Raw genomic sequence first — 24,151 nt, forward strand, 5'->3', positions numbered from 1 at the left:
GTCTGAAAATCCTTTCAGACGGCCTCAATCACAAATACAGATTCCAAGGAACATCCATGCAAACCCTCACCATCATCCGCCCCGACGATATGCACCTACACCTTCGCGACGGCGACGCACTCAAAGCCGTTGCGCCCTATACCGCCCGCCAGATGGGGCGTGCCGTGATTATGCCCAACCTCAAGCCGCCCGTAACCGCCGTTGCCGACGCGCTTGCCTACAAACAACGCATTCTCGCCGCCCTGCCCGCAGGCAGCCGCTTCGAGCCGCTGATGACGCTGTATCTCACCGACCAGGCCACGCCCGAACTGGTGCGCGAAGCCAAAGCCGCCGGCATCGTCGCTTTCAAACTCTACCCCGCCGGCGCGACCACCAATTCCGACTCGGGCGTAACCGACCTGTTCAAACTCATCCCCGTATTGCAGGAAATGGCGCGTCAGGGCATCCTGTTTCTCGTACACGGCGAAGTTACCGACCCCGACATCGACATCTTCGACCGCGAAGCCGCCTTTATCGAACGCGTGATGAAGCCCGTGCTCGCGCAAGTGCCCGATTTGAAAGTCGTGTTCGAGCACATCACCACCGCCGAAGCCGCGCGGCTGGTATTGGCAGCGGGCGACAACGTGGCCGCCACCGTAACTCCGCAACACCTGCTGCTCAACCGCAACGACCTCCTCGTCGGCGGCGTGCGCCCGCACCATTTCTGCCTGCCCGTGCTCAAACGCGAAAGCCACCGACTAGCCCTCGTCGCCGCCGTAACCGGCGAAAAATCCCACAAATTCTTCTTGGGCACCGACTCCGCCCCGCACGCCCGAACCGCCAAAGAAAACGCCTGCGGCTGCGCGGGCATGTTCAGCGCGATGACCGCCATCGAGCTGTACGCCGAAGTATTTGAAGCCGCCGGCGCGTTGGACAAACTCCAAGCCTTCGCCTCGCAAAACGGCGCACGCTTCTACGGCCTGCCCGAAAACAGCGACACCGTTACGCTGGTCAAAGAGCCGCAAAACATCCCAGCGTCCGTACCCTACGGCAGCGAAACCCTCGTCCCCATGCGCGCAGGCGGACAAACCGCCTGGCGCATGCTGGACTGAACCCGTCCGTACCGTCGGCAAGAGGCCGTCTGAAAAAACCGCGCAGCCGGTTTTTTCAGACGGCCTCCCACATTTCAGACGGCCTTATAACTTTTAGTTTGCCGCAACGGAAAAAGCGTTCTTTCCCCCGTCAGGCCGCCTCCGCTATTATCGCCGCCTCCCGAATACACACCGAAAAAAGGAAAAAACATGGCACGCTTAACCATCCATACCGTCGAAACCGCTCCCGAAAAAGCCACACCCCGCGTCGAAGCCGCGCTCAAAGCCAACGGTTTCCTGCCCAATCTTATCGGCGTGCTCGCCAATTCGCCCGAGGCGCTGGCCTTTTATCAGGAAGTGGGCAAGCTCAACGGCGAAACTTCGCTCACGCCGGGCGAGCGCGAGGTGGTGCAGATTCTCGCCGCCAAAATCAACGAGTGCGGTTTCTGCGTGGCCGGCCACACCAAACTCGCCACGTTGAAAAAACTGCTGACCGCCGACCAAATCGCCGCCGTGCGCGCCGTGTCCCCGATTGATGATGCCAAGCTGAATGCGCTGTCGGATTTCACGCAGCAGGTGATTGCGAAAAAAGGCAATGTATCCGACGACGAATTGCAGGCCTTCTTTGCTGCGGGCTACAACCAGCAGCAGGCGGTAGAAGTGGTGCTCGGCGTGGCGCTGGCAACGCTGTGCAACTACACCAACAATCTGGCGCGCACCGAAATCAATCCCGAATTACAGGCCTACGCTTAAAGATTCATTGCTTCAAAGGCCGTCTGAAACACCGAAATCCGCTTTTCAGACGGCCTTTTCCGTATCCGTACCGTAGGGGCTGTTGACATTCAGCTTGCGAAGCGGTTTTTTGAGGAAAAATCCGTGTTTGCAAGGAAAAAAGCGCAGCAAGGTTGGACACCTTGCGAGCATTTTTGACGCGGCAGGCGCGGATTTTTACCAAAAATACCGCCGCAATGCTGATTGTCAACAGACCCTAATACACCAATCAGGAGAACCGAAATATGTCACGCGAAACCCTGTTGCGGCAAACCGCCGAACTGGTGCAAACCGAATTGAAGCCCTTAGTCGAAGACATCGACCGCAAAGGGCTGTATCCCGAAGAATTTTTGCGCGGCCTGGGCGCGATCGGCGGTTTTGCCGCCGTCGGCACGCCGGAGGAGGGCGGCAGCGGGCTGGGTTTGACGGCGCAGATAGAAGTGCTGCGCGAGGTGGGGAAAGTGTGCGGCGCAACGGCCTTTTCCGCCTGGTGTCAGGCCGCCTGCGCCTGGTATCTGCACCAAACGCCCAATGCGGAAGTGAAACGCCGCTATCTGGCCGACGTGTTAAACGGCAAAGTGCTGGCGGGAACGGGTATGTCCAATACTGTCAAACACTTGGCAGGCATCGAGAAGCACCAGTTGCAGGCGGAAAAAACCGACGGCGGCTATATTGTCAACGGCATCCTGCCGTGGGTGTCCAACCTCGGCGAAAACCACATTTGGGCGAACACGGCGCAAATCGGCGGCAGCTACGTGATGTTTGTCACCGGCGGACAACGAACGGGCGTGTCGCTGATTCCCTGCCCGGAATTCTGCGGCTTGGAAGGCACGCGCACCTTCGCCATCAAATTTGAAAACGTGTTTGTGCCTCACGAAGACGTGATTGCTGAGCCTGAGCAGTTTGCCGACTATATCCAGAGCATCAAAGCGGGCTTCATCCTGCTGCAAATCGGCATCGGCGCGGGCATTGTCGACGGCTGTCTTGCCGAAATCGCCGCTGCCAACACGGGCAGCGAAACCAACGATTTCCTCGACAACGGCTATGAAGAACTGAACGGGCGTTTTCAGACGGCCTTAAACAAAACCGCCGAGCTGGCCGACGCTGCCTACCGCAACGAACCCGAACTCTTGGAAACCCTGCGCCTGCGCGAAGCCGCCGCCGTGCTCTGCCTCGACGCCGCGCAATCGGCCGCCCTGCACACCGGTGCGGCGGGCTATTTGATGCAAAGCCCCGTGCAGCGGCGCGTGCGCGAAGCGATGTTTGTCGCCATCGTCACCCCCGCCATCAAACACCTGCGCAAGGAAATCAGCGAGCTGGAATTTATGGGCGAAGGCGAGTTTTCGATTTAACGCCGCAGCAAGAGCCGCTACAATATGCGCGGGACGGACAGGCCGTTTTCAGACGGCCTGTTTCGTTTTGTGTAAAAACGGCAAATAAAAAGGAAAACGGAATATGGCTCAGTATGTATGCGTATTGTGCGAATGGATTTACGACGAAGAAGAGGGCGATCCCAAACGCGGCATCGCCCCGGGGACGAAATTTGAAGACCTGCCCGACGATTGGGAATGCCCCGAATGCTTCGCAGGCAAAGAGGAATTTCAACTGCTGGAATTTGGCGCGGAATAAAGTGCGCAGACAGAAAAAAGGGAGCGGCCGCAGGGCTGGCTCCCTTTCGTTTCGGCTATAATGCCGTCTGAAAAATATTGTGGTAAAGACATGAACGACTACGCCGATTACGACGAACATTCTTCCGAAGAAACCGCCGCCCTGTCGCTGCCGCCCAATTCGGTTGAGGCCGAACAGTCGGTGCTCGGCGGCCTGCTGCTGGAAAACAGCGCGTGGGACAGAATCGCCGACGTGGTGGGGGGCGAGGATTTTTACCGCCACGAGCACCGCGTAATCTTCCGCACAATCGCGTCACTAATCAACGAAAGCAAGCCTGCCGACGTGATTACCGTGCAGGAATACTTGGAACGCAACGACGAGCTGGAAACAGTCGGCGGTTTCAACTATCTGATTTCGCTGGCACAAAACACGCCGTCGGCCGCCAATATCCGCCGCTATGCCGAAATCGTGCGGGAGAAATCGGTGATGCGCCAGCTCGCCGAAGTCGGCACGGAAATTGCTAGGAATGCCTATAATCCGCAAGGCCGCGATGCCGCCCAGCTGCTCGACGAAGCCGAAAACAAAGTTTTCCAAATCGCCGAAAGTACGGCCAAATCCAAACAGGGCTTTTTGCAGCTGCCCGACTTGCTGCGCGAAGTGGTCGAACGTATCGACATGCTTTATGCCCGCGACAATCCCGACGAAGTAACCGGTGTTTCCACCGGTTTTATCGATTTGGACAAAAAAACATCCGGCCTGCAGCCGGGCGATTTGATTATCGTGGCCGGGCGTCCTTCGATGGGTAAAACCGCGTTTTCCATCAATATCGCCGAACACGTGGCGTTGGAAGCCAAGCTGCCGGTGGCCGTGTTTTCGATGGAAATGGGCGGCTCCCAACTGGTGATGCGTATGCTCGGTTCGGTGGGGAGGCTCGACCAGCATGTTTTGAAAACCGGCAAGTTGCAGGACGAGCACTGGGGGCGTCTGAACGAGGCGGTAAACCGTTTGGCCGATGCACCGATGTTTATCGACGAAACCGCCGGTCTGACCGCTTTGGAACTGCGCGCCCGCGCCCGCCGTCTTGCCAGGCAGTTTGGCGGCAAACTCGGTCTGATTGTTATCGATTACCTGCAATTGATGGAAAGCTCCGGCCGCACCGACAACCGTGCCGCCGCACTGGGTGAAATATCCCGGTCGCTCAAATCGCTGGCAAAAGAGCTGCAAGTGCCGATTATTGCCCTGTCCCAGTTGAGCCGCTCCGTCGAGCAGCGCACCGACAAACGTCCGATTATGTCCGATTTGCGCGAATCGGGCGCTATTGAGCAGGATGCGGATTTGATTATGTTTATGTACCGCGACGAATACTACAACCCCGAGTCGCCGATGAAGGGGTTGGCCGAATGTATTATCGGCAAACACCGTAACGGGCCGGTCGGTAAAATCTTCCTTACCTGGATGGGGCAGTTTACCAAGTTTGATAATGCTGCTTATGTGCCGGATGCGGCTACGGTTGAAGAGTGAGATACATGGGTTTTAAATCAAATTGTGCTGGAATATGTATGCCTTTATCGTTTAGAATAACGGAATAATTATTTGATATGGGACATACGCTCTGTGAAAAGACGCGAATAGGGAAAGCTTCATGAAAATATTGGAAAAGGGTTTTACATTAGTTGAGTTGATGGTGACGATTGCCATTATGGCTATCATGGCAGCTGTAGCCATACCAAACTTCTCTGAGTGGTTGGCAAAACGCCGTGTTGCCGCAGCAGCAGAAAAGGTAGCTAACATGATTCGTTTGGGTAGATCTGAAGCTGCTCGATTGAATCTGCCCGTTTACCTTTGCCCTGCTCAGATCAGGAAAGATGGAAATCCTAATGGACAGTGCCAAGAGCAATACTCAGGTTCTGGATTGATGTTGTGGGCAGATAGAAATTTAGATAAGCAATATGTTCGAGGTGTTGATGAATCTTTGCGTGTGGCAATCATCAACCAAAGAAGTCAAGGGAACGATAATAGCGGCGATCGGGTTCAATATAGTGTACGTAGTGTGAAGTATGATGGGAGCGATGCGGCTAAAAATCCGAATACTTCCGTATTAGCATTTTTACCAGACGGATCTGTTCGGCGAATTACGACAGGAAATGCTACTGCAGATTTTCGTACGATAGATCCTATTAGTGGCTATGTTAAATTTACTCTAACCGATGCTCAGGCTAAGGATGAAAATAGTAAGTCTTCTCGTTCTGTTGTATTATTAGTATCAGGAAATCAAGTAAAATTCTGCGATAGAGCAGGTGATTTGAAAGCATGCGAATATAAATAAAGGGATATGTAGCATGAAGTCTGTAAATGTTTCTCAAGATAAATTACGAGTTCAAGGTTTTGCTCTTGTAGAGGTGTTGGTCTCTGTTGTTGTTTTGGCTTTGGGAATTTTGGCGTTGTTGGCGACACAGTTGCGCTCTGTGAGTAGTGTTAGAGAGGCCGAAACACAAACCATTGCAGCTCAAGCAGCTCAAAATCTGATTGAGGGGATACTTTCTAACCCTGAATTGGAGTTGGATAATGCTGGAACTTGGACTAAAAAAAATTATGGGCATTATAAATCAGATGATACAAAAATGCCTAAAAACGAACCAAAATATAATGAATATACATTAAATCAACTAGCTTTGTGGCAACTATTTAATTTTTCTAAAGAATTGGAATCGGGTAAGCTGGGGGATATGGGGGTTAAATGGCGAATTTGTGAAGATGATAATTTAAATGATAAGCCAGAGATTATGGCTGATGGTACTTTTGATGCTAAATGTAGTGGTAGTGGTAATATTGCTATCAAGATAGCGTGGTTAGTAGATCCAAATTCTTCTGGAGTGCAGGGGGCGAAAAACCAGTCAGTAAGTTATCAAACATATTTGAAAGATGGACAATGATGAGCAATAAAAATATAAAAATTAGTATGTTGTCTAATAATTATAGACGACAATTATCCGTATCTGGCTTTACTTTGATTGAACTCTTAGTAGCTGCTGCTTTAAGTATGATTGTTCTTGTTGCTGCTGGTTCTGGTTTTATTGCAACTCAAAAATTAAGTACTGCGGCTAATGCACGGCTTCAGGTACAGCAAGATTTAAGAAATGCAACTAATATGATTGTGCGTGATGCACGGATGGCTGGTTTCTTTGGATGTTTCAATCTATCTAAACAAAGTGTTGATGGTGGAATTGTTCTTAATGACTACGGGGTGTATAAAAATAATAATTATACTAATCACAATAGACTGGATGACTTGCTTTATAAAAATGAACAGAATCAGGGTATAAAATTGATACCTGTAGCGGATGCTCGTGGGTGGTTGAATTCTAATTTTTCCTTTCTAGGAAATAATGTTTTATTATTTACTTATGGTATTGGATCTGGTAACGCTAAAGTAAGCGGTAATTTTTTTAATATTAATATTCCTCAGACGGATGAGTTAGCAGAATTAAGTGGTCATGATGCTGCTCCTGTTGTAGTTAGTAGCTGTTCTACTTTGGAGAGGTTTTCTGGAGCAAAAAAAGTTTATGCTAGGCAACAACTACGAGTTGCTCAGGTTCCCGTTCCTCTTGTGGATGTGAATAATGCGACCATTTTTAGGCAATCCGTTAATGTATATGCTATTGGCCAACCTAATGGGGGAGATAAAGGTTTGTATTTGTTCCAGATGAATGCAGATGGTACATTTGGTGAACCGCAACTTTTATTAACGGGAGTGGATAGTTGGGATATACAGTTTGGTTATTATGCCTCTTCTCCTGCGTGTACTGAAAAAAATAATGATGCAAAAATTAAATTTCAAAAAACAATATTGACAGGAGCTAAGGCTCCTCCCCCAACTTTATTGCGTCTTAAGTTGCAAGGTAGGGGAGGGGATGGGAATTTAGTTGCAGGAAAAAGTTCTAATGGTTCTGCATCTGATATTCAAACGTATCATATTGATGCTACAGTACATGCAGGTGCTTTTTGTGCTGATCGTGGTTTCCAGCAAGAAGTGAAATTTATAAGATAGGAAAATTTTACAATGAGAATAAAGCAAAGAGGGTTTTCATTACCTGTGGTTATGGTGATGATGCTTGTGCTGGCAGTTATGGTATTGGCAGCAGCACAGTCATTTAATACAGAGAGTAGAATCAGCAGCAATGATGCAGATAGGAAGATGGCGATGCAAGTGGCTGAGTCTGCATTACGAGGGGGTGAGGCTAAGATCAGCAGTCTTAAATTAAGTCAATTTCCGACAGTTCCAGGCTGCAGTAAAGAGGGATTATGTATGCCTGGTGATAAAAATCCTGTTTGGGAAGGCTCGTGTGATGGTTCTCAAGTTAGTTGCTGGGAATCAAGAGCTGTTGATTATATTGTAAAACCTAAAAGCCCGGTTTCTCGAAATCCTAAATATTTAATTGAACTTATCGGAAAAGAAGATGATGAAGATATTTTACGTGTTACAGTAAGAGCTTGGGGAGAAAATAAAAATACAGTGGTGACCCTTCAATCATATGTTGCTGCCACTCTTGATTGATTAAGGAATCCGAATGCAAAACAAAAAAATGTCTTACGTTGGTTTTACCTTAGTCGAGATGATGGTTACAGTTGCCATTATCGGTATCCTTGCCGCAATTGCAATTCCGTCTTATCAGGAACATGTAGAAAAAACCAATTTGGCTTATGCCCAATCGGAAATGTCTGAGGCTGCTATTTTTTTCAAATCGGAAATGGTTAAAAAACCCGGTTATTTTGAGAACGACATCAAAACAGAAGGAAAGCTTAAGACTGAAGCTGACAAAATAATTGATTCCGAAATAAGGGGAAAATACGACTTTAATGTTTCATTTATTACAAGATCTCCGGCTGATGCCTACAAGGTCGGCTTCCGCGCCTATGCCGTACCTAAGAATTCAGGTTACCGTTATGCGGCTTGGGCGGACAGCAGAGGTGCTAATTATGCCTGTATCGGAAACAATAGGGCAGCAAATATAGCGGCAGCAAAAGCGTTTCAGACGACTTCTCCCTGTGTCGTGAAATAATTTGAATTGTCTAATAGCTTCCTCAAACAAACAGCCCGCGAATCTGTTTTCAGTTCGCGGGCTGTTTGTTTGTCCCGCCGAATCACATTACAATCGCTTCCTTTTTTAAATGCTTGTCGCATACATACAAATGCAGCCCTTGGAATATTGCCGTGAAAAAGTATTGTCCAGCCGCTCCAATTTTTTAGCGGGGTTTCGTTTTCTCGAACGGGAGAAGCGTGACGCTTTGCTTGTTTTGTATGCATTTTGCCGCGAGTTGGACGATGTGGCCGACGATTGTTCGGATGCTGCGGTTGCCAATATTTCTTTGCAATGGTGGCGTGGTGATTTGGCTAAAGTTTTTTCAGACGGCCTCCCCGAACATCCCGTAAACCGTGCTTTGCAGCAGGTGGCGGCGGATTTTTCACTACCTCACGAAGAACTGTCGGAAATTATTGAAGGCATGCAGATGGATTTGCAGCAGGTGCGCTATGCCGATTTTGCCGCGCTGTCGCTGTACTGCCACCGCGTTGCCGGCGTAGTGGGGTGCCTGATTGCGCGGATTCTGGGGTTTTCCAATGTCCAAACCCTGCTGTATGCGGAAAAACAGGGTTTGGCTTTGCAGCTGACCAATATCATCCGCGATGTCGGCGAGGATGCGCGTATGGGGCGGATTTATCTGCCGCAGGACGAGTGTTCCCACTTCAATGTGACGGAGGATATGATTTTGCAGGCTCGGCCAACCCCCGAATTTGCCGCGCTGATGGATTTCCAAATCAAGAGGACGCAGCAGACGTATCGGGAGGCGCGTGCCCTGCTGCCGTCTGAAGACTATAAAAAACAAAAGGCGGGATTGGTGATGGCGGCGGTGTATTACGCGCTGTTGCAGGAAATCCGCCGCGACGGTGCGGCCAACGTGCTGCGTTACAAAACCGCCATTCCCTCGCCGCGCAAAAAGCGGATTGCCCTGAAAACCTGGCTGTTCGGATTTAACCCATGGAAAACAAAGCGAAACAAAAAATCGCCGTAATCGGCGCGGGGTGGAGCGGTTTGTCTGCCGCTGTCAGGCTGTCAGACGCTGCCGATGTCACCGTATTTGAAGCCGGAAAAACGGCGGGTGGCAGGGCGAAATCGCCGGCGTCGGGAAATGAGGGCTTCACTTTTTTGGACAACGGCCAGCACATCATGCTCCACGCCTACCGCAGCGTACGCCATCTGCTGGACAAAATCGGTGCGGACTGGCGACAAAGTTGCGAACGTCTGCCGCTGCAATGGCATCTGGCCGACGGCTTGCAGTTTCAGACGGCCTCATCCCTTCCCGCGCCGCTGCATATCGTGTGGGGCGTATTGCGGGCGAAGAATATCGGGCTAACGGAAAAAACGGCTTTACTCGGCCAGATGCGGCGGTTGAAAAACAGAACGGGTGGAGATATGCCCGTCGGCCGCTGGTTGGCGGAACAGCAATGTCCGCCCCGTTTGGCGGCGCAGTTTTGGCGGCCGCTGGTGCTGGGCGCATTGAACACACCTTTGGAAACGGCCGGCCTCAACGCTTTACAGGCGGTTTTACAGGACGGCGTGTGGGCGGAAAAGGACGCAGCCGATTACCTGTTGCCGAAAACCGGTTTGAGCAGCCTGCTTGCCGAACCTGCCGTGGCGTTTTTGCGCCGTCGCGGCGCGGAAGTGCGTTTCGGCCGCAGGGTAGGGCGTTTGGAAATTCTGCCCGACGGACGCGTGCGGGCGGACGGGGAGGATTTCGATGCCGTGGTTTTGGCCGTGGCTCCCTATCATGCCGCCGCACTGATGCCGTCTGAAACGCCGCCCGAAATTCAGACGGCCTTCAACAGCATCCGCTGTCATGCCATTACCACCGTTTATCTGCGTTACCCGGAAGACGTCGGGCTGCCCGCGCCGATGTGCGGACTCTCCGATGCAACGGTTCATTGGTTTTTCCGACGCGGCAGTTTGGGCGGCAGCGGGCGAGAAGTGGCGGCGGTAATCAGCGCTTCCGATCTCGCGGGCATCACTAGTGCCGACGAATGGATAAGCTGCGCCGATGCCGATTTGCGCCGCATCTGCCCCAATCTCGGTGCGCCGCTGGCCGCCAAAGTCCTGACTGAAAAACGCGCCACCGCCGCCTGTGTGGCCGGGCGGCAGATTCCCGACTGTCGCTGGCTGCAACAAAACCGCATCTACCCGGCGGGCGACTATCTCCACCCGCGTTATCCCGCCACCCTCGAAGCCGCCGTGCAAAGCGGGCAGACGGCGGCGGAGCTGATTTTAAACCGCGTGTAAAACATCCGGCCTGTTTGCCCTTCGTCTTGCAAACGCCTGCCGCATCATGCAAAAACGGCGTTGAAGCCGTCTGAAAACCAAGCGCGGCCATTTTCAGACGGTTTCAACGCCTGTTTGCCGAGCAGCGGGCATCCGCATAAAAACGGCAAACCCAGCCGCAACCGAAAGGACATCCCGAATGAACATCCTCATCTGCAACGACGACGGCTATCTGGCCCAGGGCATTGCCGTGCTCGCCCGCGTCGCCGCCGAATTTGCCAACGTGCGCGTCGTTGCTCCCGAGCGCAACCGTAGCGGCGTCAGCAACTCGCTCACCCTCGACCGCCCGCTGCATCTGCGCCAAGCCGAAAACGGCTTTTATTATGTCAGCGGCACGCCTACCGACTGCATCCATCTCGCCCTGCACGCCCTGCCGGATTTCAAGCCCGATTTGGTGCTTTCGGGCATCAACCACGGCGCCAATATGGGTGACGACACCCTCTATTCCGGCACCGTCGCCGCCGCTACCGAAGCCTATCTGCTCGGCATCCCCGCCGTTGCCTTCTCGCTCAACGACCACAGCGACCGCTACTGGCCGACCGCCGAAAAAGCCGCCTGGCAACTTTTGGAGCGCCTCACCGCCGAGCCGCCCGCCGAACCCGTTTTGTGGAACATCAACATCCCTGCCGTTGCTGCGGAAGACCTGCGCGGCTGCAAAATCACCCGCCTCGGCCGCCGCCACCACGAGCAGAGCATCGTTCCCGCCCGCAACCCGCGCGGCGAGCAGGTTTACTGGATAGGCGCGGCGGGAGAGGCGGCCGACAGCGAGGAGGGTACCGATTTTGCCGAATGCGCCGCAGGGTTCGTCACCATTACCCCGCTGCAAATCGACCTCACCGCCTACAACCGGCAAAGCGAAACCGCAAGGTATTGGCAGAAAGCGGTGCGATAACGCGATTTTACAGTCCGAGCGCCCGATAAGCCGCCGCGCCGCGCCCTTCGGGGTTGAGAAGGGCGCACGCTTTGATTATGATAGCGCCCGCTCGAATCCCCCACCAATCCAAGAAGGCAAGAAGAATATGTTGAACAAGACAGTATTGAAAACCGGCTCCCTGGCCGCCGTCCTGATGCTGGGCGCCTGCTCGTGGCTGCAACAGCCCGCCGCGCCCGTTGTCGAAGGCGGCAGCACCGGCACCGGCGTTCAAAGCGGCGCGGTTACCGACGGCAATCCCTACGGCGCCGAGCCCTACCATCCGCAAAACGAAACCGGCGCCGCCGTTTACACTCCTCCGCCTGCCTACACGCCGCCTCCCGCCGCTTCCGGCACCTACGTTCCCTCTTACGCCCCCGTAGACATCAACGCTGCCACCCACAAAGTCGTCCGCGGTGACACCGTGTACAACATTTCCAAACGCTACAACATCAGCCAAGACAACCTGCGCGCCTGGAACAACCTGATCGACAATAACATCAGCGTCGGCCAGACCCTGCGCGTCAAACCGTCGGGCTATTCCGCTCCCGCCGCCGCGCACACCCCCGCGCCGACTTACACGCCTCCCGCCGCTCAGACAAGCGTCAGCCAGCCTGCGGCAACGCCCGCCCCCGCCGTTACGCACACACCCGCACCTTCGGGCGGCAGCCGCACCGTTGCCGGCATCACTTGGCAGCGCCCGACTGCGGGCAACGTCGTCGCCAATTTCAGCGGCAGCAACAAAGGTGTGGACATTGCGGGCACAGCCGGACAAGTGGTTGTTGCCGCTGCCGACGGCAAAGTGGTTTACGCGGGCAACGGCCTGCGTGGCTACGGCAACCTCGTTATCGTCCAACACAACTCCACCTATCTGAGCGCCTACGGCCACAACCAGGCGCTGCTAGTGAAAGAAGGCGATTTCGTCAAACGCGGCCAAACCATCGCCCGCATGGGCAACACCGATGCCGACCGCGTGAAACTGCATTTCGAAGTGCGGCAGGACGGCAAACCCGTCAATCCCGTCAACTACGTCGCGTTCTAGGGTGTGTTGACATTCAACTTTTGAAGCGGATTTTGCGGCATAAAATGGCAGATGCAAGGCGAAAACGCGAGCCAATGCCGTCCATTGGCGAGTGTTTTTAACGCAGCAGATGCCGTTTTAGGACGCAAAAGCTGCCAAAATGTTGAATGTCAACACACCCTAGGGGCTATTGATATTCAGCTTGCGAAGCGGTTTTTTGAGGAAAAATCCGTGTCTGCAAGGAAAAAAGCACAGCAAGATGGACATCTTGCGAGCATTTTTGACGCGGCAGGCGCGGATTTTTACCAAAAACACCGCCGCAAGGCTGATTGTCAACAGCCCTTAATACGTCCGTGCAAACAAAAAGGCCGTCTGAAAGTTTCAGACGGCCTTCAATATATTGGTTTCGCTGTGCGGGTATTCGGTCTGCCTTTATCAAAAACATCGCCGCGATGCTGTATGTCAACAGACCCTAATCCGCCACCCGCTCCTGCGGCAGCCTGCCCGCCCAGTCGCAGGCAAACTGCCAGGCTGTGCGGCCGGAGCGGCTGCCGCGCATCTGCGCCCAGTTGAGCGCCGCCTGACGCGCGGTGTCGTCGAAAGGCAGGCCGTAGTGATCCAGCCAGTTGGCGGCGGCACGCAGATAGTCTTCCTGATCGAAAGGATAAAAACTCAGCCATAGGCCGAAGCGGTCGGACAGCGAAACTTTTTCTTCCACCGCCTCGTTCTGGTGCACTTCGCCGCGCACTCCGGTGCGCCCGACATTGTCGGCCATGTATTCGGGCATCAGGTGGCGGCGGTTGGACGTGGCGTAAACCAGCACATTGGCGCAGCGCTGCGACAGGCCGCCGTCGAGCGCGGTTTTCAGCGCCTTGTAGCCGCTCTCGCCCTCTTCAAACGACAAATCGTCGCAGAACACGATAAATTTCTCCGGCCGCGCCGCCAGCACGTCCAGCAGAGCGGGCAGGGTGGCCAAATCGCTTTTGTCCACTTCGATGAGCCGCAGGCCGCGCGCGGCGTATTCGTGCAGCAGCGCCTTAACCAGCGACGATTTGCCCGTGCCGCGCGAACCGGTGAGCAGCACGTTGTTGGCGGGGCGGCCGCAGACGAACTGCTCGGTGTTGCGCACCAGCCGCGCTGTTTGCGCGTCCACCGCCGCCAGCCGCGACAGCGGGAAAGTGTGCGGTGCGGGCAGGCTTTCGAGCACGCCGCCGCTGCCCGCCTTCTGCCAGCGGTAGGCCGTGGCGCGCCAGTCGGGTTCGCGGTTTTCCGGCGGCAGCCAAGTGTCGAGGCGGTTTAACACCGAAGAGGCTTGGCGCAGAAATGATTTCAGTTTCACGGTTGCCCTCCCGTCGGGGAAAAGGCGGCATTCTACACCATATCCAAAGCGGCGGTTTTGCGGTATATTCGCGCGGTTTTTCGCTCAGGAGCAGATGATGTTCAAACGTCCGGAAGAATTGATTATGGCGGTGCTGGCCGGCCTGTGGGTGGTGCTGACCTATTTCGCCGCTGCCTATTTCGGCGCGCCGGGGCAGACGGCGCTGCTGATTGCCGTGCTGACGCTGGTGTGGGCTGTGCTGCTGTTTCTGCTGTGGCAGCGCGACCGTGCACGCCTGCTTTGGCCGCTGTTTCTCGGCCTGCTGGTTGCCTGCTGGTGGCCGTTTCTCGACTGGTATGCGGCGCAGAGCATCGTTATCCCGGCCACATCGGCGGATACCATCGTGATCAACAAGCCGTGGTATGCCTCGTGGACGTTCAAAACCATACTTGCGCTGATTCCGACCGTGGCGGGCTATGCTTTGAAAATCAAACACTACCGCCATAGGAAAGACGCGCTGATCGACTGATGCGCTGCGTAAAAAAGGCCGTCTGAAAACCAAAAAGGGTTTTCAGGCGGCCTTTTGCCGTTTGGCAAATATTGGTTGTGTTCGGAGGCCATCTGAAAACCGGACAGGCGTTTCAGACGGCCTCAAACAGCTTTGCCGCCAGCACGCCGCGCAGGGCGTTGGTGAGGCGGATGGCTTCGGCTTCGAGCAGCATTTCGCGCGTGATGTGCGCTTCGGTGACGCTGTCTGCGCCGAGGTAAAGCTGCGGATTGTCCAGCACTTCCTGCCGCATCACGCCGCACAAAATATCCAAATCCGCAGCGGGCGTAAGCCAGCGGCCGTGATGTTTGACAAACACATTACTGCGGCCGCCTTCGAGCAGGAGGCCGTCTGAATTGAAAAACAGGCTGTCAAACGCGCCTTGCTTCTCCGCAGCCTGCCAACCCGCGTCGAAGATTGCGCGGCGCGTGGTTTTGAAGCGGCGCAGATAGTCGCGGCGCGGCAGGGTCTCGGGCGATACGGTTACGCGCTGCGGCGTGTCCAAGTCGGCAATCGCGGCACTTGCAAACGCGAGGCCGTCTGAAGAAAGCATAATTTTCAGGCGTGCGGGCGTGTCGGGCAGCGCGGCGATACGGTTGCGGATTTGCGTTTCGTAATTGGGCGGCAGCGGCAGGTTGAGCGCGGCGGCGGCGGTTTTCAGACGGCCTAAATGCCTGTTTAACAAAGCACATTGCCCGTTTTCCACGCGCAGGGTTTCAAACACGGCGAAGTCGGGGCGCAGCTCGGTAAGGAAACGCGCTTTCCAGCCACATTCGCGCCATTCGGCCTGCGGGTCGCTGTCGGCAACGATGCCGGAGCCGACACCGTATTCGCCCTGCCAAAGGCCGTCTGAACGCGGCGAGAGGGTCAGCGTGCGGATAACCACGTTGAGCGTGCCTTCAAAACCGATTCCGCCGCTGCACGGGTTGAGAAAGCCGATGCTGCCGGTGTAAAGGCTGCGCGGCGCGGTTTCGAGGCTTTTGATGATTTCCATGCTTTTGCGTTTGGGAGCGCCGGTGATGCTGCCGCAGGGGAAGGCGGCGCGGAAAATGTCTGCCGCACTTGTGCCGCGCCGCGCCTGCGCTTCGATGCGGCTGGTCATCTGCCACACGCTGCCGAAGCGCGATACTTTAAACGGCTCGGGTACGCGCACGCTGCCGGTTTCGGCGGTTTTGCCCAAGTCGTTGCGCAGCAAATCGACAATCATCACGTTTTCGGCGCGGTTTTTCGGATCGGCCTGCAAGGCGCGGGCGCGGGTGTCGTCGAGGCCGTCGCCCACAAACGGCGCGGTGCCTTTCATCGGCTCGGTGCTGATGAGGCCGTCTGAACGGATATTTAAAAATAGTTCGGGCGAAAAACAGAGCGTCCACGTTTCGCGGCCGCTTGCGTCGGGCAGGCAGGCCAGTGCGGCGTAGGGCACGGGCTGGCGCAGGCGGCGGTAAAGTGCGACGGGGCTGCCGTAGGCCGTGAGTGCAAGGCGGAATGTGTAGTTGATTTGGTAGCAGTCGCCGCGTGCAATCGCTTGCTGTATGGCGCGGATGTGGGTGAGGTATTCGGTTTCGGAAACAGACGGGCGCGGCACAGAGATGCCGCAGGGGGAATCGGAAAGGCCGTCTGAAAGCGCAGCCAATGCGGATTCGGTATCGGTGTCGGCGCACGATTCAAACCAGTGCAGCGCGAGCGTGCCCGGCTTTTCAGACGGCAGTTTTTGCAGCGGCAGGCCGAAAGAATAGTCGGCGGCAATAAAGGCGTGCAGGCCGCGCCGCCAACCTTCGCGCAGCAGATCGTCGAGGCGGGAGAGGCCGTCTGAAAGCAGGAAATCGCTGTGTTGAAGATCACGGTAGAGAACGGCGCGGCGGGAAACAGCGTCGTCGAGAAGAACAAATCCGGACATGGCTCTCGAGCGGAAAAAAGGGCGGATTATAGCCGCACCGGCGCGGCCGACAATTTGTTTGTTTGTGTCAATGAGCGTAAAATTGCGCTGTTGTCAAACGACGGCAGTTTTAACGAAAGGAGCTTTAAAACATGACAGACCACCAACTGAAACCCTTTGAAGAAGTGAACGTGGACGCAAGCAAAGACCGCCTGCAAGTGTTTGAAGAAGAAGTGTTGCAGCACCGCGGCAAGGTAACGGGCGAGGATTCCAGCACCGCGCCGCTGCCCGAAAGCTATCCCTACCGCCTGCGCATGAGCCGCCGCGTCTACGAAAAGGAAAAAGCCAAGCTGCAAATCGAGCTTTTAAAGGTGCAAAGCTGGGTGAAGGAAAGCGGCCAGCGCATCGTCAGCCTGTTTGAAGGCCGCGATGCCGCGGGCAAAGGCGGCACCATCAAACGCTTTATGGAACACCTCAATCCGCGCGGCGCCCGCGTGGTTGCGCTGGAAAAACCCACCGAAACCGAGCGCGGCCAATGGTATTTCCAGCGCTACATCCAAAACCTGCCCACTGCGGGCGAAATGGTGTTTTTCGACCGCTCCTGGTACAACCGCGCCGGCGTCGAGCGCGTGATGGGCTTCTGCACGCCGCAGGAATACCTGCTCTTTATGCGCCAGGCGCCCGAAGTCGAGCGCATGCTGGTCAACAGCGGCCTGCATCTTTTTAAATTCTGGTTTTCCGTATCGCGCGAAGAACAGCTGCGCCGCTTCATCTCCCGCCGCGACGATCCGCTGAAACACTGGAAACTCTCGCCTGTCGACATCCAGTCGCTCGACCGCTGGGACGACTACACCGAAGCGAAAAACGCCATGTTCTTCCACACCCACACCGGCGACGCGCCTTGGACGATTATCCGCTCCGACGACAAAAAACGTGCCCGTCTCAACTGCATCCGCTACTTCCTCCATCAGCTCGGCTACCCGGGAAAAGACGAAAAAGCCATCGGCAGAATCGACCCGCTGATTGTCAAAGTGCCGAACACGCAGTTTAAAGACAAAAACATGGACATCATCGGCGACTGACGCCGCCAAACGCGATGCCCCGCCGCAAGCGGCGGGGAAAGGCCGTCTGAAAAGGTTGCAGGCTTTTCAGACGGCCTTTTCGCTGCTGTTTTTAGGATGCAGGAAGTTAGCGGCTCGTTGTGCAACGGCTGGCAAATTTTGTTGCATAGCCGCTTGTCTGATAAAAGTAAAAATGTTTGTTTGAATTGAAAATATTACGATATAATACGGGAGCTAGTAGAACTATGTTTTAAATTTATGCGGGGAAAACATCCGGCGGCAAGACGGTTGATTTGGAATGTTGTCATTTCGCAGTAAACACAAGGAAAACAAAATGAATAAATTAAGATTAAAACCATGCTGTTCGGCGGTGCTGGCCGCTATCACGCTGTTTTCGACAAGCGGGGTTGGTGCACTGGTTATCGAAGAGGATTTCACAAAGGGTGTAACCAAAAACAGATGGTATATGCCGCAGCCGGGTAGCGGCATTACCAGTAGGACTGACTCAACTGCCGTAAACGAGGCTTGTTTGACTGCCGGAACAGGCAGCCAAACCGCATCAGCGACCGTTTCAGGCACTCCGGGTGCGTGCGCAACCGGTAAGAAAGATGATGTGGGTAGCGGTGCTTTGCGCCTGACACCTGCGACCAACCACCGTGTGGGTGGTATCGTTTCTGAACAGCCGTTCCCTACTAATGAGGGTGTTGAAATTACTTTTACCACTTATGTATGGGGTGGTAACGGTGCTGACGGTATGTCTTTTTATTTGTTAGATGCAGACCGTCCTGTCAGCATTGGTGCGAATGGCGGATCGTTGGGCTATACCTGTGCCAACGATAACCCGATTTATAGTGGTGTGGATGGCGGATATTTGGCCATCGGTATGGATGAATTCGGTAACTTCGTCAATGGCCCTCAAGATAGTACCAGTACAGGCGTGGGTAAGCGGAAAGATGGAAGTTGGGTAGATGCTAGGGATGAAGGAAGATATCCGGAATTCAAATATCCCAATGGATCATTTAATGCTATCGGTATTCGTGGCGCAGGTAAAACCAATATCAACTATATGCTGTCCGGCGATTTTTTACGGGATCTTTATAGGGTGAACGGTTGGGGTACTGTGCCAACAAGTAAACTGAATGACTGGAAGCGTGCTTGGGAAGGAAACAAGTTTAAATATTTTTGGACTCGTAATCCAACTCCGAATCTGACGGAGCCAGCATTGAGTGCTAATCAGCGTGGTTGGTGTGATGCTTCTGGCTGCCATAATCTGCCAAACAATGATAATAATAAAAACTGGTTGAAAAGTATGTGTCGTACGGGGACGCTGACAATTACCCCAACGTTTCTACCAGGTCATATAAAGAGCAATATTACCCTTTCCGCAGACTCTAAAGATCCTAAACGTAAGTTATACAATTACGAATATATTGATAGCAAACGTTTGCCCGTCTATATGTGGACTAATACGAAAAGTCGGTCTACTGCTGTGCCTATTCAATATAGAATCAAAATTACTCCTGATAACAAGGGTACTGTCCAATATAGCTGGAATGGCGGTGAATACCAGACAGTTATTAAAGATAGGGACTTGGCGTCTACCAATGGTGCTTTGCCTCGGGCATTCCGTTTTGCCTTCGTAGGCTCAACAGGTGGATCACATAATAACCATGAAGTCACCTGCTTTAAGGCTGCGCCCAGTACGCAATCGGAAGGTAGTGCTAGTGTAAACTTGCCAAATGCAAAAGTAGTGAGTGACACGCAGGTTTATCTTTCGCTTTACAACCCGTATGATTGGTCAGGTCAGTTGTTGGCGAGAACCTTTGTTCATAGTGGAACGGGGGACAATGCTAAATTCGGCGTGAATGGAAAAGCCAACTGGGATGCTGCTTGCAATCTGAATGGAGGTGCTTGTAAAGAAACCAATGTGGCCAATACGCCTAAACAGACTTCTAGGAAATTCTTTACTTGGAATGGTGTGGCAGGAACATCATTGGAGTGGGGAAATCTTACTCAAGCTCAAAAAGCAAGTTTGTATTCTACTGGCGAAACCGAAACAACTGGCCAACAACGTCTGGACTATATAAAAGGTGACCGCAGCCAAGAACAGGTTCGGGTAGGCGTTGGTCAATTCCGCGTTAGAAATAGCGTTTTAGGCGATATTATTAATTCCAGCCCGGTATGGGTTGGTTATCCTTCCAATATGAATTATCACCGCATATGGAATGATCGCCGTGGAAATGCTGTTGGAGATGAAAAAGACTATCGCGATTTTGCTGATCAGAATTATGGTAGAGTAAATGCCGTGTATGCCGGATCGAATGACGGCTTCTTACATGCTTTCCGCAGCGGTAATTATAATTCGAGCAGACAATTTGATACCCGAAATAATGATGGTCAGGAGTTATTTGCCTTTATGCCGTCTTCTGTTTTGCAGAGAATGCATAATAAAGGGAATGATTCACTTGATTTTTCACATTCTCATTATGGCCATAATTTCTACAATGATGCCTCTCCTGCAACGGGAGATGTGTATTACAACGGCAAATGGCACACATGGTTGTTAAGCGGTTTGGGTGCCGGTGGCAGTTCCGTATATGCATTAGACATTACTGAACCTGATAAATTCTCTGCTGCAAATGTTATCGGAGAATGGTCCAATACTAGCGGTGGGGTTTGGTCGAACTTGGGTAATACTTATGGTACGCCGGTATTCGGACGCTTCCATGATGGTACTTGGGGAGCGGTGTTCGGTAATGGCTGGTGTTCGAAAGAGGATGCAACAAATGGTAACTGTACTCCTTCTGCAGGACCTGCCGGTATCTATGTAATGTCGATTAACAAGCAAACGGGTGTGCCAAGCTTCCGTTTCATCAGTACCAATGTTGGTGGAACAGCCGATGCTCCTAATGGTATTGCTTATGTGACGCCGACAGATGTCGATGGCGATTTGATTTATGACTATGCTTATGCCGGTGACTTAAAAGGCAATGTATGGAGGTTCGACTTAACCGATAGTGTAGGTAAAGCAGAAAAAATCTTTACGACACGTACCGGACAGCCGATTACTACGAAAATTGTTGTAAGTACTGATAATGGTACAGGTGGTGATCCAGTTTTAAATTTCGGTACAGGTCATCGCCAAGAAGGTTATTTGGAGAAAAAAGCTTCTTATGCGAAAGGAACGCAAAGTTTATATGGTTTACGCGACAGGACTGCTGTGAAGTTTGCTCCGGTTAATATCATTGGTCATAACCAGCTTCAGCAGCAAACAGTTAGCACTACAACAAAAGCATTTACCGATGCCAATGGTGAGACTCACGATTCCAAAACACTGAGCACCAATAAGGTGGATTGGACTAAACAGCATGGCTGGTATATGGATTTGGGTACTAAGACGTACAGGGAAGGTGGACAACTAGTTACTCAATATGAACAGATTATTTACAGCCCATATTTGAGCAATGGTAAATATCTGATTGTGAATAGCTACATCGATGGAAGCTCTCCTCTCCTTTCTTGCGATACCGTTAGCTCATCAGGCGTTACTTATCCGTTATTGAGTAGTACAGGTTCGGGTATTGTTGATTACTATAAACAAGGAACAGGACCGATCGCAGCGCTGTTGGGTGCTAATGGTACTGTCAGCCTTTTGAAAGTAACGGATTCTAGTGGTGTTGTACATAATGTAATGGTTTATAAAACGCCAGACGGTAAAACTAATGTACTCAAAGTAAACTTGCCGCGGCCGCCTATCCGTCGAGTTAGCTGGCGTGAAATCTTTTAATAGGTGATATGTGAGTAAGTGAAACCGCCTGAAAAGTTTGTAAACTTTTCAGGCGGTTTTTTATACAGGGGCTGAGTGTTTGTCTTGTGGTTGTTTTCTTTAATATATAAAAATCATCGGCAGTTTTTTGCTATCCGAAAATATATAGTCAAACAAAACAAAAAATATCCAACAAAGCCTGCTCAAAAGACAAACAGCCGGACATCACTTTCCCCAGATGCCGTTTGATATTCGCCCACACCTTTTCTATCGGGTTCAACTCAGGCGAATATGGCGGCAGCGGCAGAATGATATGTCCTGCCCTCTGCGCCATTTCACGCAGTACCGCCATCCTGTGAAAACGGGCGTTATCCATAATAATGACCGAAGGCTCTTTAAGTTCCTTCAACAGAAACTGCCCAAACCACGCTTCAAACAAGCTGCTGTCCATTGTGCCTTTGTAAACCATCGGCGCAATCAGTTTCCCATCCGCACGGGCGGCAACCAATGACATTCTTTCATAGCGCTTGCCGGAAATCCGCGCTTTGACAATCTGTCCCCTCAAGGCATAGGCATACGGGCGGTAATAGAAAGTATCAAAACCCGTTTCATCCAAGTAAACCTTTGGCATTTCTGAATATTGTTCCAGCTGTTTTTGGTAGGCGGTTACTTTTTGGAGGTCTTGTTCTTTGTAGACGGTTGTCTTTTTTTACGCGTGATCTTGAGTGTTTTGAGCAGGTAGCCGACATTGGATGCGGTGCAGCCCAAGTGCTGTGCTGTTTCGTATTGATAGGCATCGGGATGTTCTGCCACATAGCGGCGCAGTTCTTCTTTGTCGATACGTTCCGAATTGCCGCCTTTGGTGCGGTGTTGCAGCGAACCTGTTTCCTTTTTGAGGGCAATCCATTGGTAAAGGGTTCGGTTGGTAATGCGGAAGGTGCGTGCGGTTTGGCTGATGTTGCCGTGCTGTTCGTAGTGGTCTAATGCTTTTTGACGGAAATCGATGGAGTAAGCCATAAAACGGGAACGGGTAAGGTGTGGAGTTAAGGGAGAGAATTATATACTTTTTGTTTTGGTTAACTATATAGGGTAGTGTTTTTAGGTTTGTGTTTTTACCCATATCAACTTTCAGGCCGTCTGAAAAGTTTGCAGGCTTTTCAGACGGCCTTTTGTGGCGAACCGGTGCGGCGCAAAAGAAGATTGCCGGCCTGCCGTATCGGCTTTCTGCGTTTTCAGGAACGTCATCCTCGCACGATGCAGGCGGGGATGGCCTTTTCGCGGAGGCCGTCTGAAAGTGCGTCAGTCTCCCGTCTGCCTGCCGTCGGCGGCAATGAGTCTGTCGGCTGCGGCGGGGCCGCGGCTGCCGGCGGGGTAGGGGTGCGGCGGGGCGGGGTCTTGCGCCCAGTGTTTGAGAACGGGGTCGAGCCATGCCCAGGCGGCTTCGAGTTCGTCGCGGCGGTTGAAGAAGTTTTGCCGTCCGGCAATGGCTTCCAGCAGCAGGGTTTCGTAGGCGCCGGGGTGGGGAGCGGCACTTGCGGCGGGCGGGAGGACAGCTTCGGCGGGGGAGAGGCTGTCGCTGCGGCCGGGGGTTTTGACGGCGAAGTGCAGGTGGACGGTTTCGTAGGGGTGCAGTTGGATAACGATGCGGTTGGCAAACGGGGGGAAGAGACCGTCTGAAAGTGGCTTGAAGGTGAGGGCGATTTCGGCGGTGTGGGTGTCGAGGCGTTTGCCGGTGCGCAGGTAGAAAGGGACGCCCGCCCAGCGGGGGGTGTCGATTTGGCAGCGCAGGGCGGCGTAGGTTTCGGTGTGGCTGTCGGGCGCGACTTTGTGTTCTTCGGTGTAGCCTTTGCAGCCGTCGGCGGCGGTGTATTGGCCGCGCACGGCGTCGCGTTCGGGGTTGAGGGGTTTGAGGCTGCGGATGAGTTGCAGCTTGGCGTCGCGCACGTCGTCGGCGGACAGGGTTTTCGGGCGCTCCATGGCGGTGAGGCAGAGCATCTGCATGATGTGGTTCTGCACCATGTCGCGCAGGGCGCCGACGGTGTCGTAGGATTCGCCGCGCTCTTCGACGCCGAGGCGCTCGGCGGCGGTGATTTCTACGGATGCGATATGCTCGCCGTTCCACAACGGTTCGAGCAGGGCGTTGCCAAAGCGCAGGGCGGTGAGGTTTTGCAGGCTTTCTTTGCCCAGGTAGTGGTCGATGCGGTAGATCTGCCGTTCGGAGAAGTATTGCGCAACGTCGTCATTGATGCGGCGGCAGGAGGCAAGGTCGGTGCCCAGCGGTTTTTCCAGCACGATGCGGACGTTTTCTCCGTTCAGCCCCGCCTGTGCCAGATGGCGGCAGGCTTGGGCGAAGAATTTGGGCGCGGTCGCCAGATAAATGACGACGGCCGCGTGCGGTTTCTGCGCGGTTTGCGCGGAGAGTGCGGCAAAGTCGTGTGCCTCGGCGATGTCCAGCGGCAGGTAGCTGATGCGTGCGGCAAACGATGCCCATTGTTCGGGCGTGATTTGGCCGAAGGGGATTTTGCTTTCTTCGCGGATTCTGTCCAGGTATGCGTCGCGGCTGAGGCGGCTGCGGCTGACGCCGATGATGCGTCCTTGCGGGTGCAGCGCTACGGCGGCGTGGGCGCTGAAAAGGGCGGGCAGCAGTTTGCGCATCGCCAGATCGCCGGTGGCGCCGAATAAAACCAAGTCGAAATCGGTGGTGGTCTGCATGGTTGTCCTGTCTGAGGCCGTCTGAAAAAGAGCGGGCGATGGTACACAGGCGGCAGGGGCTTGTCTATGGCGCTTGCATGAAACAGACCTTAGAGAGAACCAAAAGGCCGTCTGAAAGCCCAAT

21 protein-coding genes and 1 pseudogene are annotated in these 24,151 nt (G+C 53.5%); 17 read left to right on the forward strand and 5 right to left on the reverse strand.

Annotation, left to right across the window (positions count from 1 at the left end; all coding sequences use genetic code 11):
- Nucleotides 1-56: 56 nt before the first annotated feature.
- The 14 genes from pyrC to ACG2K1_RS03140 all read left to right on the forward strand — a co-directional run bounded on the left by pyrC (nt 57) and on the right by ACG2K1_RS03140 (nt 12,771).
- Entirely contained in the window at nt 57-1,091 is a 1,035-nt protein-coding gene (gene pyrC / locus ACG2K1_RS03075; RefSeq protein ID WP_009425758.1) for a dihydroorotase, read from the forward strand.
- 189 nt (nt 1,092-1,280) lie between these two features.
- Nucleotides 1,281-1,823 (forward strand): carboxymuconolactone decarboxylase family protein, encoded by a 543-nt coding sequence (locus tag ACG2K1_RS03080; RefSeq protein WP_009425756.1) that lies wholly within the window; start codon nt 1,281-1,283, stop codon nt 1,821-1,823.
- A gap of 263 nt (nt 1,824-2,086) precedes the next feature.
- Nucleotides 2,087-3,193 carry an acyl-CoA dehydrogenase family protein gene (locus ACG2K1_RS03085; protein WP_009425755.1) on the forward strand — a complete coding sequence of 369 codons (1,107 nt, stop codon included), beginning with the start codon at nt 2,087-2,089 and terminating at the stop codon, nt 3,191-3,193.
- Between the two features lie 103 nt (nt 3,194-3,296).
- A complete protein-coding gene (locus tag ACG2K1_RS03090) occupies nt 3,297-3,470 on the forward strand; it encodes a rubredoxin (RefSeq protein ID WP_009425754.1) in 174 nt (57 codons plus the stop codon).
- 90 nt (nt 3,471-3,560) lie between these two features.
- A complete protein-coding gene (gene dnaB / locus ACG2K1_RS03095; protein WP_036495828.1) occupies nt 3,561-4,970 on the forward strand; it encodes a replicative DNA helicase in 1,410 nt (469 codons plus the stop codon).
- Between the two features lie 121 nt (nt 4,971-5,091).
- Nucleotides 5,092-5,775 carry a Tfp pilus assembly protein FimT/FimU gene (locus ACG2K1_RS03100; protein ID WP_083479436.1) on the forward strand — a complete coding sequence of 228 codons (684 nt, stop codon included), beginning with the start codon at nt 5,092-5,094 and terminating at the stop codon, nt 5,773-5,775.
- Nucleotides 5,776-5,788: 13 nt separating this feature from the next.
- Complete coding sequence (pilV, locus tag ACG2K1_RS03105) at nt 5,789-6,382, forward strand: type IV pilus modification protein PilV (protein WP_009425751.1); 594 nt, start codon at nt 5,789-5,791, stop codon at nt 6,380-6,382.
- Nucleotides 6,379-7,497: a PilW family protein gene (locus tag ACG2K1_RS03110; protein ID WP_009425750.1), complete on the forward strand. Its 1,119-nt coding sequence runs from the start codon at nt 6,379-6,381 to the stop codon at nt 7,495-7,497. Before pilV ends, ACG2K1_RS03110 begins: the two co-directional genes overlap by 4 nt.
- A gap of 12 nt (nt 7,498-7,509) precedes the next feature.
- The gene (locus ACG2K1_RS03115; RefSeq protein ID WP_083479435.1) at nt 7,510-8,004 is read left to right on the forward strand and encodes a PilX N-terminal domain-containing pilus assembly protein; all 495 of its coding nucleotides are present in this window, start codon (nt 7,510-7,512) and stop codon (nt 8,002-8,004) included.
- Between the two features lie 13 nt (nt 8,005-8,017).
- Nucleotides 8,018-8,509, forward strand: a complete 492-nt coding sequence (locus ACG2K1_RS03120; protein ID WP_395428045.1) for a prepilin-type N-terminal cleavage/methylation domain-containing protein — start codon at nt 8,018-8,020, stop codon at nt 8,507-8,509.
- A 130-nt stretch (nt 8,510-8,639) separates the two neighbouring features.
- On the forward strand, nt 8,640-9,518 hold the full coding sequence (hpnD, locus tag ACG2K1_RS03125; protein WP_395428043.1) for a presqualene diphosphate synthase HpnD: 879 nt from the start codon (nt 8,640-8,642) through the stop codon (nt 9,516-9,518).
- The gene (gene hpnE / locus ACG2K1_RS03130; RefSeq protein WP_395428042.1) at nt 9,485-10,780 is read left to right on the forward strand and encodes a hydroxysqualene dehydroxylase HpnE; all 1,296 of its coding nucleotides are present in this window, start codon (nt 9,485-9,487) and stop codon (nt 10,778-10,780) included. Before hpnD ends, hpnE begins: the two co-directional genes overlap by 34 nt.
- Nucleotides 10,781-10,958: 178 nt before the next feature.
- Nucleotides 10,959-11,711 (forward strand): 5'/3'-nucleotidase SurE, encoded by a 753-nt coding sequence (surE, locus tag ACG2K1_RS03135; protein ID WP_009425745.1) that lies wholly within the window; start codon nt 10,959-10,961, stop codon nt 11,709-11,711.
- A gap of 127 nt (nt 11,712-11,838) precedes the next feature.
- Complete coding sequence (locus ACG2K1_RS03140; protein ID WP_395428041.1) at nt 11,839-12,771, forward strand: peptidoglycan DD-metalloendopeptidase family protein; 933 nt, start codon at nt 11,839-11,841, stop codon at nt 12,769-12,771.
- Between the two features lie 166 nt (nt 12,772-12,937).
- On the opposite strand, the gene ACG2K1_RS03145 is transcribed toward ACG2K1_RS03140, so the two are convergent.
- On the reverse strand, nt 12,938-13,216 hold the full coding sequence (locus tag ACG2K1_RS03145; RefSeq protein WP_395428039.1) for a hypothetical protein: 279 nt from the start codon (nt 13,214-13,216) through the stop codon (nt 12,938-12,940).
- A gap of 6 nt (nt 13,217-13,222) precedes the next feature.
- Nucleotides 13,223-14,089, reverse strand: a complete 867-nt coding sequence (locus ACG2K1_RS03150; protein WP_395428037.1) for an ATP-binding protein — start codon at nt 14,087-14,089, stop codon at nt 13,223-13,225.
- A gap of 97 nt (nt 14,090-14,186) precedes the next feature.
- Between ACG2K1_RS03150 and ACG2K1_RS03155 the strand changes: the two genes are divergently transcribed.
- Nucleotides 14,187-14,597, forward strand: a complete 411-nt coding sequence (locus tag ACG2K1_RS03155) for a hypothetical protein (protein ID WP_395428035.1) — start codon at nt 14,187-14,189, stop codon at nt 14,595-14,597.
- Nucleotides 14,598-14,709: 112 nt separating this feature from the next.
- Here ACG2K1_RS03155 and ACG2K1_RS03160 read toward each other — a convergent pair whose 3' ends face one another.
- Nucleotides 14,710-16,509 (reverse strand): chorismate-binding protein, encoded by a 1,800-nt coding sequence (locus ACG2K1_RS03160; RefSeq protein ID WP_395428034.1) that lies wholly within the window; start codon nt 16,507-16,509, stop codon nt 14,710-14,712.
- A 131-nt stretch (nt 16,510-16,640) separates the two neighbouring features.
- Here ACG2K1_RS03160 and ppk2 point away from each other — a divergent pair, with 131 nt between their 5' ends.
- Both ppk2 and ACG2K1_RS03170 read left to right on the forward strand, forming a co-directional pair.
- A complete protein-coding gene (ppk2, locus tag ACG2K1_RS03165; protein ID WP_395428033.1) occupies nt 16,641-17,570 on the forward strand; it encodes a polyphosphate kinase 2 in 930 nt (309 codons plus the stop codon).
- A 313-nt stretch (nt 17,571-17,883) separates the two neighbouring features.
- Nucleotides 17,884-21,336 (forward strand): PilC/PilY family type IV pilus protein, encoded by a 3,453-nt coding sequence (locus ACG2K1_RS03170; protein WP_157697538.1) that lies wholly within the window; start codon nt 17,884-17,886, stop codon nt 21,334-21,336.
- A gap of 148 nt (nt 21,337-21,484) precedes the next feature.
- On the opposite strand, the pseudogene ACG2K1_RS03175 reads toward ACG2K1_RS03170, so the two are convergent.
- Together ACG2K1_RS03175 and zwf are read right to left on the reverse strand one after the other, a co-directional pair.
- A pseudogene (locus ACG2K1_RS03175) lies at nt 21,485-22,332 on the reverse strand (IS630 family transposase).
- 282 nt (nt 22,333-22,614) lie between these two features.
- Nucleotides 22,615-24,027 carry a glucose-6-phosphate dehydrogenase gene (zwf, locus tag ACG2K1_RS03180; RefSeq protein ID WP_395428948.1) on the reverse strand — a complete coding sequence of 471 codons (1,413 nt, stop codon included), beginning with the start codon at nt 24,025-24,027 and terminating at the stop codon, nt 22,615-22,617.
- Nucleotides 24,028-24,151: the final 124 nt, after the last annotated feature.

The sequence above is a fragment of the Neisseria sp. 23W00296 genome, assembly GCF_044772855.1.
GTDB lineage: Bacteria > Pseudomonadota > Gammaproteobacteria > Burkholderiales > Neisseriaceae > Neisseria.

Excerpts from the sequence above, each read along its gene's own strand:
- pyrC (WP_009425758.1), top strand. The coding sequence starts at position 57 with ATGCAAACCCTCACCATCATCCGCCCCGACGATATGCACCTACACCTT.
- ACG2K1_RS03080 (WP_009425756.1), top strand. The coding sequence starts at position 1,281 with ATGGCACGCTTAACCATCCATACCGTCGAAACCGCTCCCGAAAAAGCC.
- ACG2K1_RS03085 (WP_009425755.1), top strand. The coding sequence starts at position 2,087 with ATGTCACGCGAAACCCTGTTGCGGCAAACCGCCGAACTGGTGCAAACC.
- ACG2K1_RS03090 (WP_009425754.1), top strand. The coding sequence starts at position 3,297 with ATGGCTCAGTATGTATGCGTATTGTGCGAATGGATTTACGACGAAGAA.
- dnaB (WP_036495828.1), top strand. The coding sequence starts at position 3,561 with ATGAACGACTACGCCGATTACGACGAACATTCTTCCGAAGAAACCGCC.
- ACG2K1_RS03100 (WP_083479436.1), top strand. The coding sequence starts at position 5,092 with ATGAAAATATTGGAAAAGGGTTTTACATTAGTTGAGTTGATGGTGACG.
- pilV (WP_009425751.1), top strand. The coding sequence starts at position 5,789 with ATGAAGTCTGTAAATGTTTCTCAAGATAAATTACGAGTTCAAGGTTTT.
- ACG2K1_RS03110 (WP_009425750.1), top strand. The coding sequence starts at position 6,379 with ATGATGAGCAATAAAAATATAAAAATTAGTATGTTGTCTAATAATTAT.
- ACG2K1_RS03115 (WP_083479435.1), top strand. The coding sequence starts at position 7,510 with ATGAGAATAAAGCAAAGAGGGTTTTCATTACCTGTGGTTATGGTGATG.
- ACG2K1_RS03120 (WP_395428045.1), top strand. The coding sequence starts at position 8,018 with ATGCAAAACAAAAAAATGTCTTACGTTGGTTTTACCTTAGTCGAGATG.
- hpnD (WP_395428043.1), top strand. The coding sequence starts at position 8,640 with ATGCAGCCCTTGGAATATTGCCGTGAAAAAGTATTGTCCAGCCGCTCC.
- hpnE (WP_395428042.1), top strand. The coding sequence starts at position 9,485 with ATGGAAAACAAAGCGAAACAAAAAATCGCCGTAATCGGCGCGGGGTGG.
- surE (WP_009425745.1), top strand. The coding sequence starts at position 10,959 with ATGAACATCCTCATCTGCAACGACGACGGCTATCTGGCCCAGGGCATT.
- ACG2K1_RS03140 (WP_395428041.1), top strand. The coding sequence starts at position 11,839 with ATGTTGAACAAGACAGTATTGAAAACCGGCTCCCTGGCCGCCGTCCTG.
- ACG2K1_RS03155 (WP_395428035.1), top strand. The coding sequence starts at position 14,187 with ATGTTCAAACGTCCGGAAGAATTGATTATGGCGGTGCTGGCCGGCCTG.
- ACG2K1_RS03160 (WP_395428034.1), bottom strand. The coding sequence starts at position 16,509 with ATGTCCGGATTTGTTCTTCTCGACGACGCTGTTTCCCGCCGCGCCGTT.
- ppk2 (WP_395428033.1), top strand. The coding sequence starts at position 16,641 with ATGACAGACCACCAACTGAAACCCTTTGAAGAAGTGAACGTGGACGCA.
- ACG2K1_RS03170 (WP_157697538.1), top strand. The coding sequence starts at position 17,884 with ATGAATAAATTAAGATTAAAACCATGCTGTTCGGCGGTGCTGGCCGCT.
- zwf (WP_395428948.1), bottom strand. The coding sequence starts at position 24,027 with ATGCAGACCACCACCGATTTCGACTTGGTTTTATTCGGCGCCACCGGC.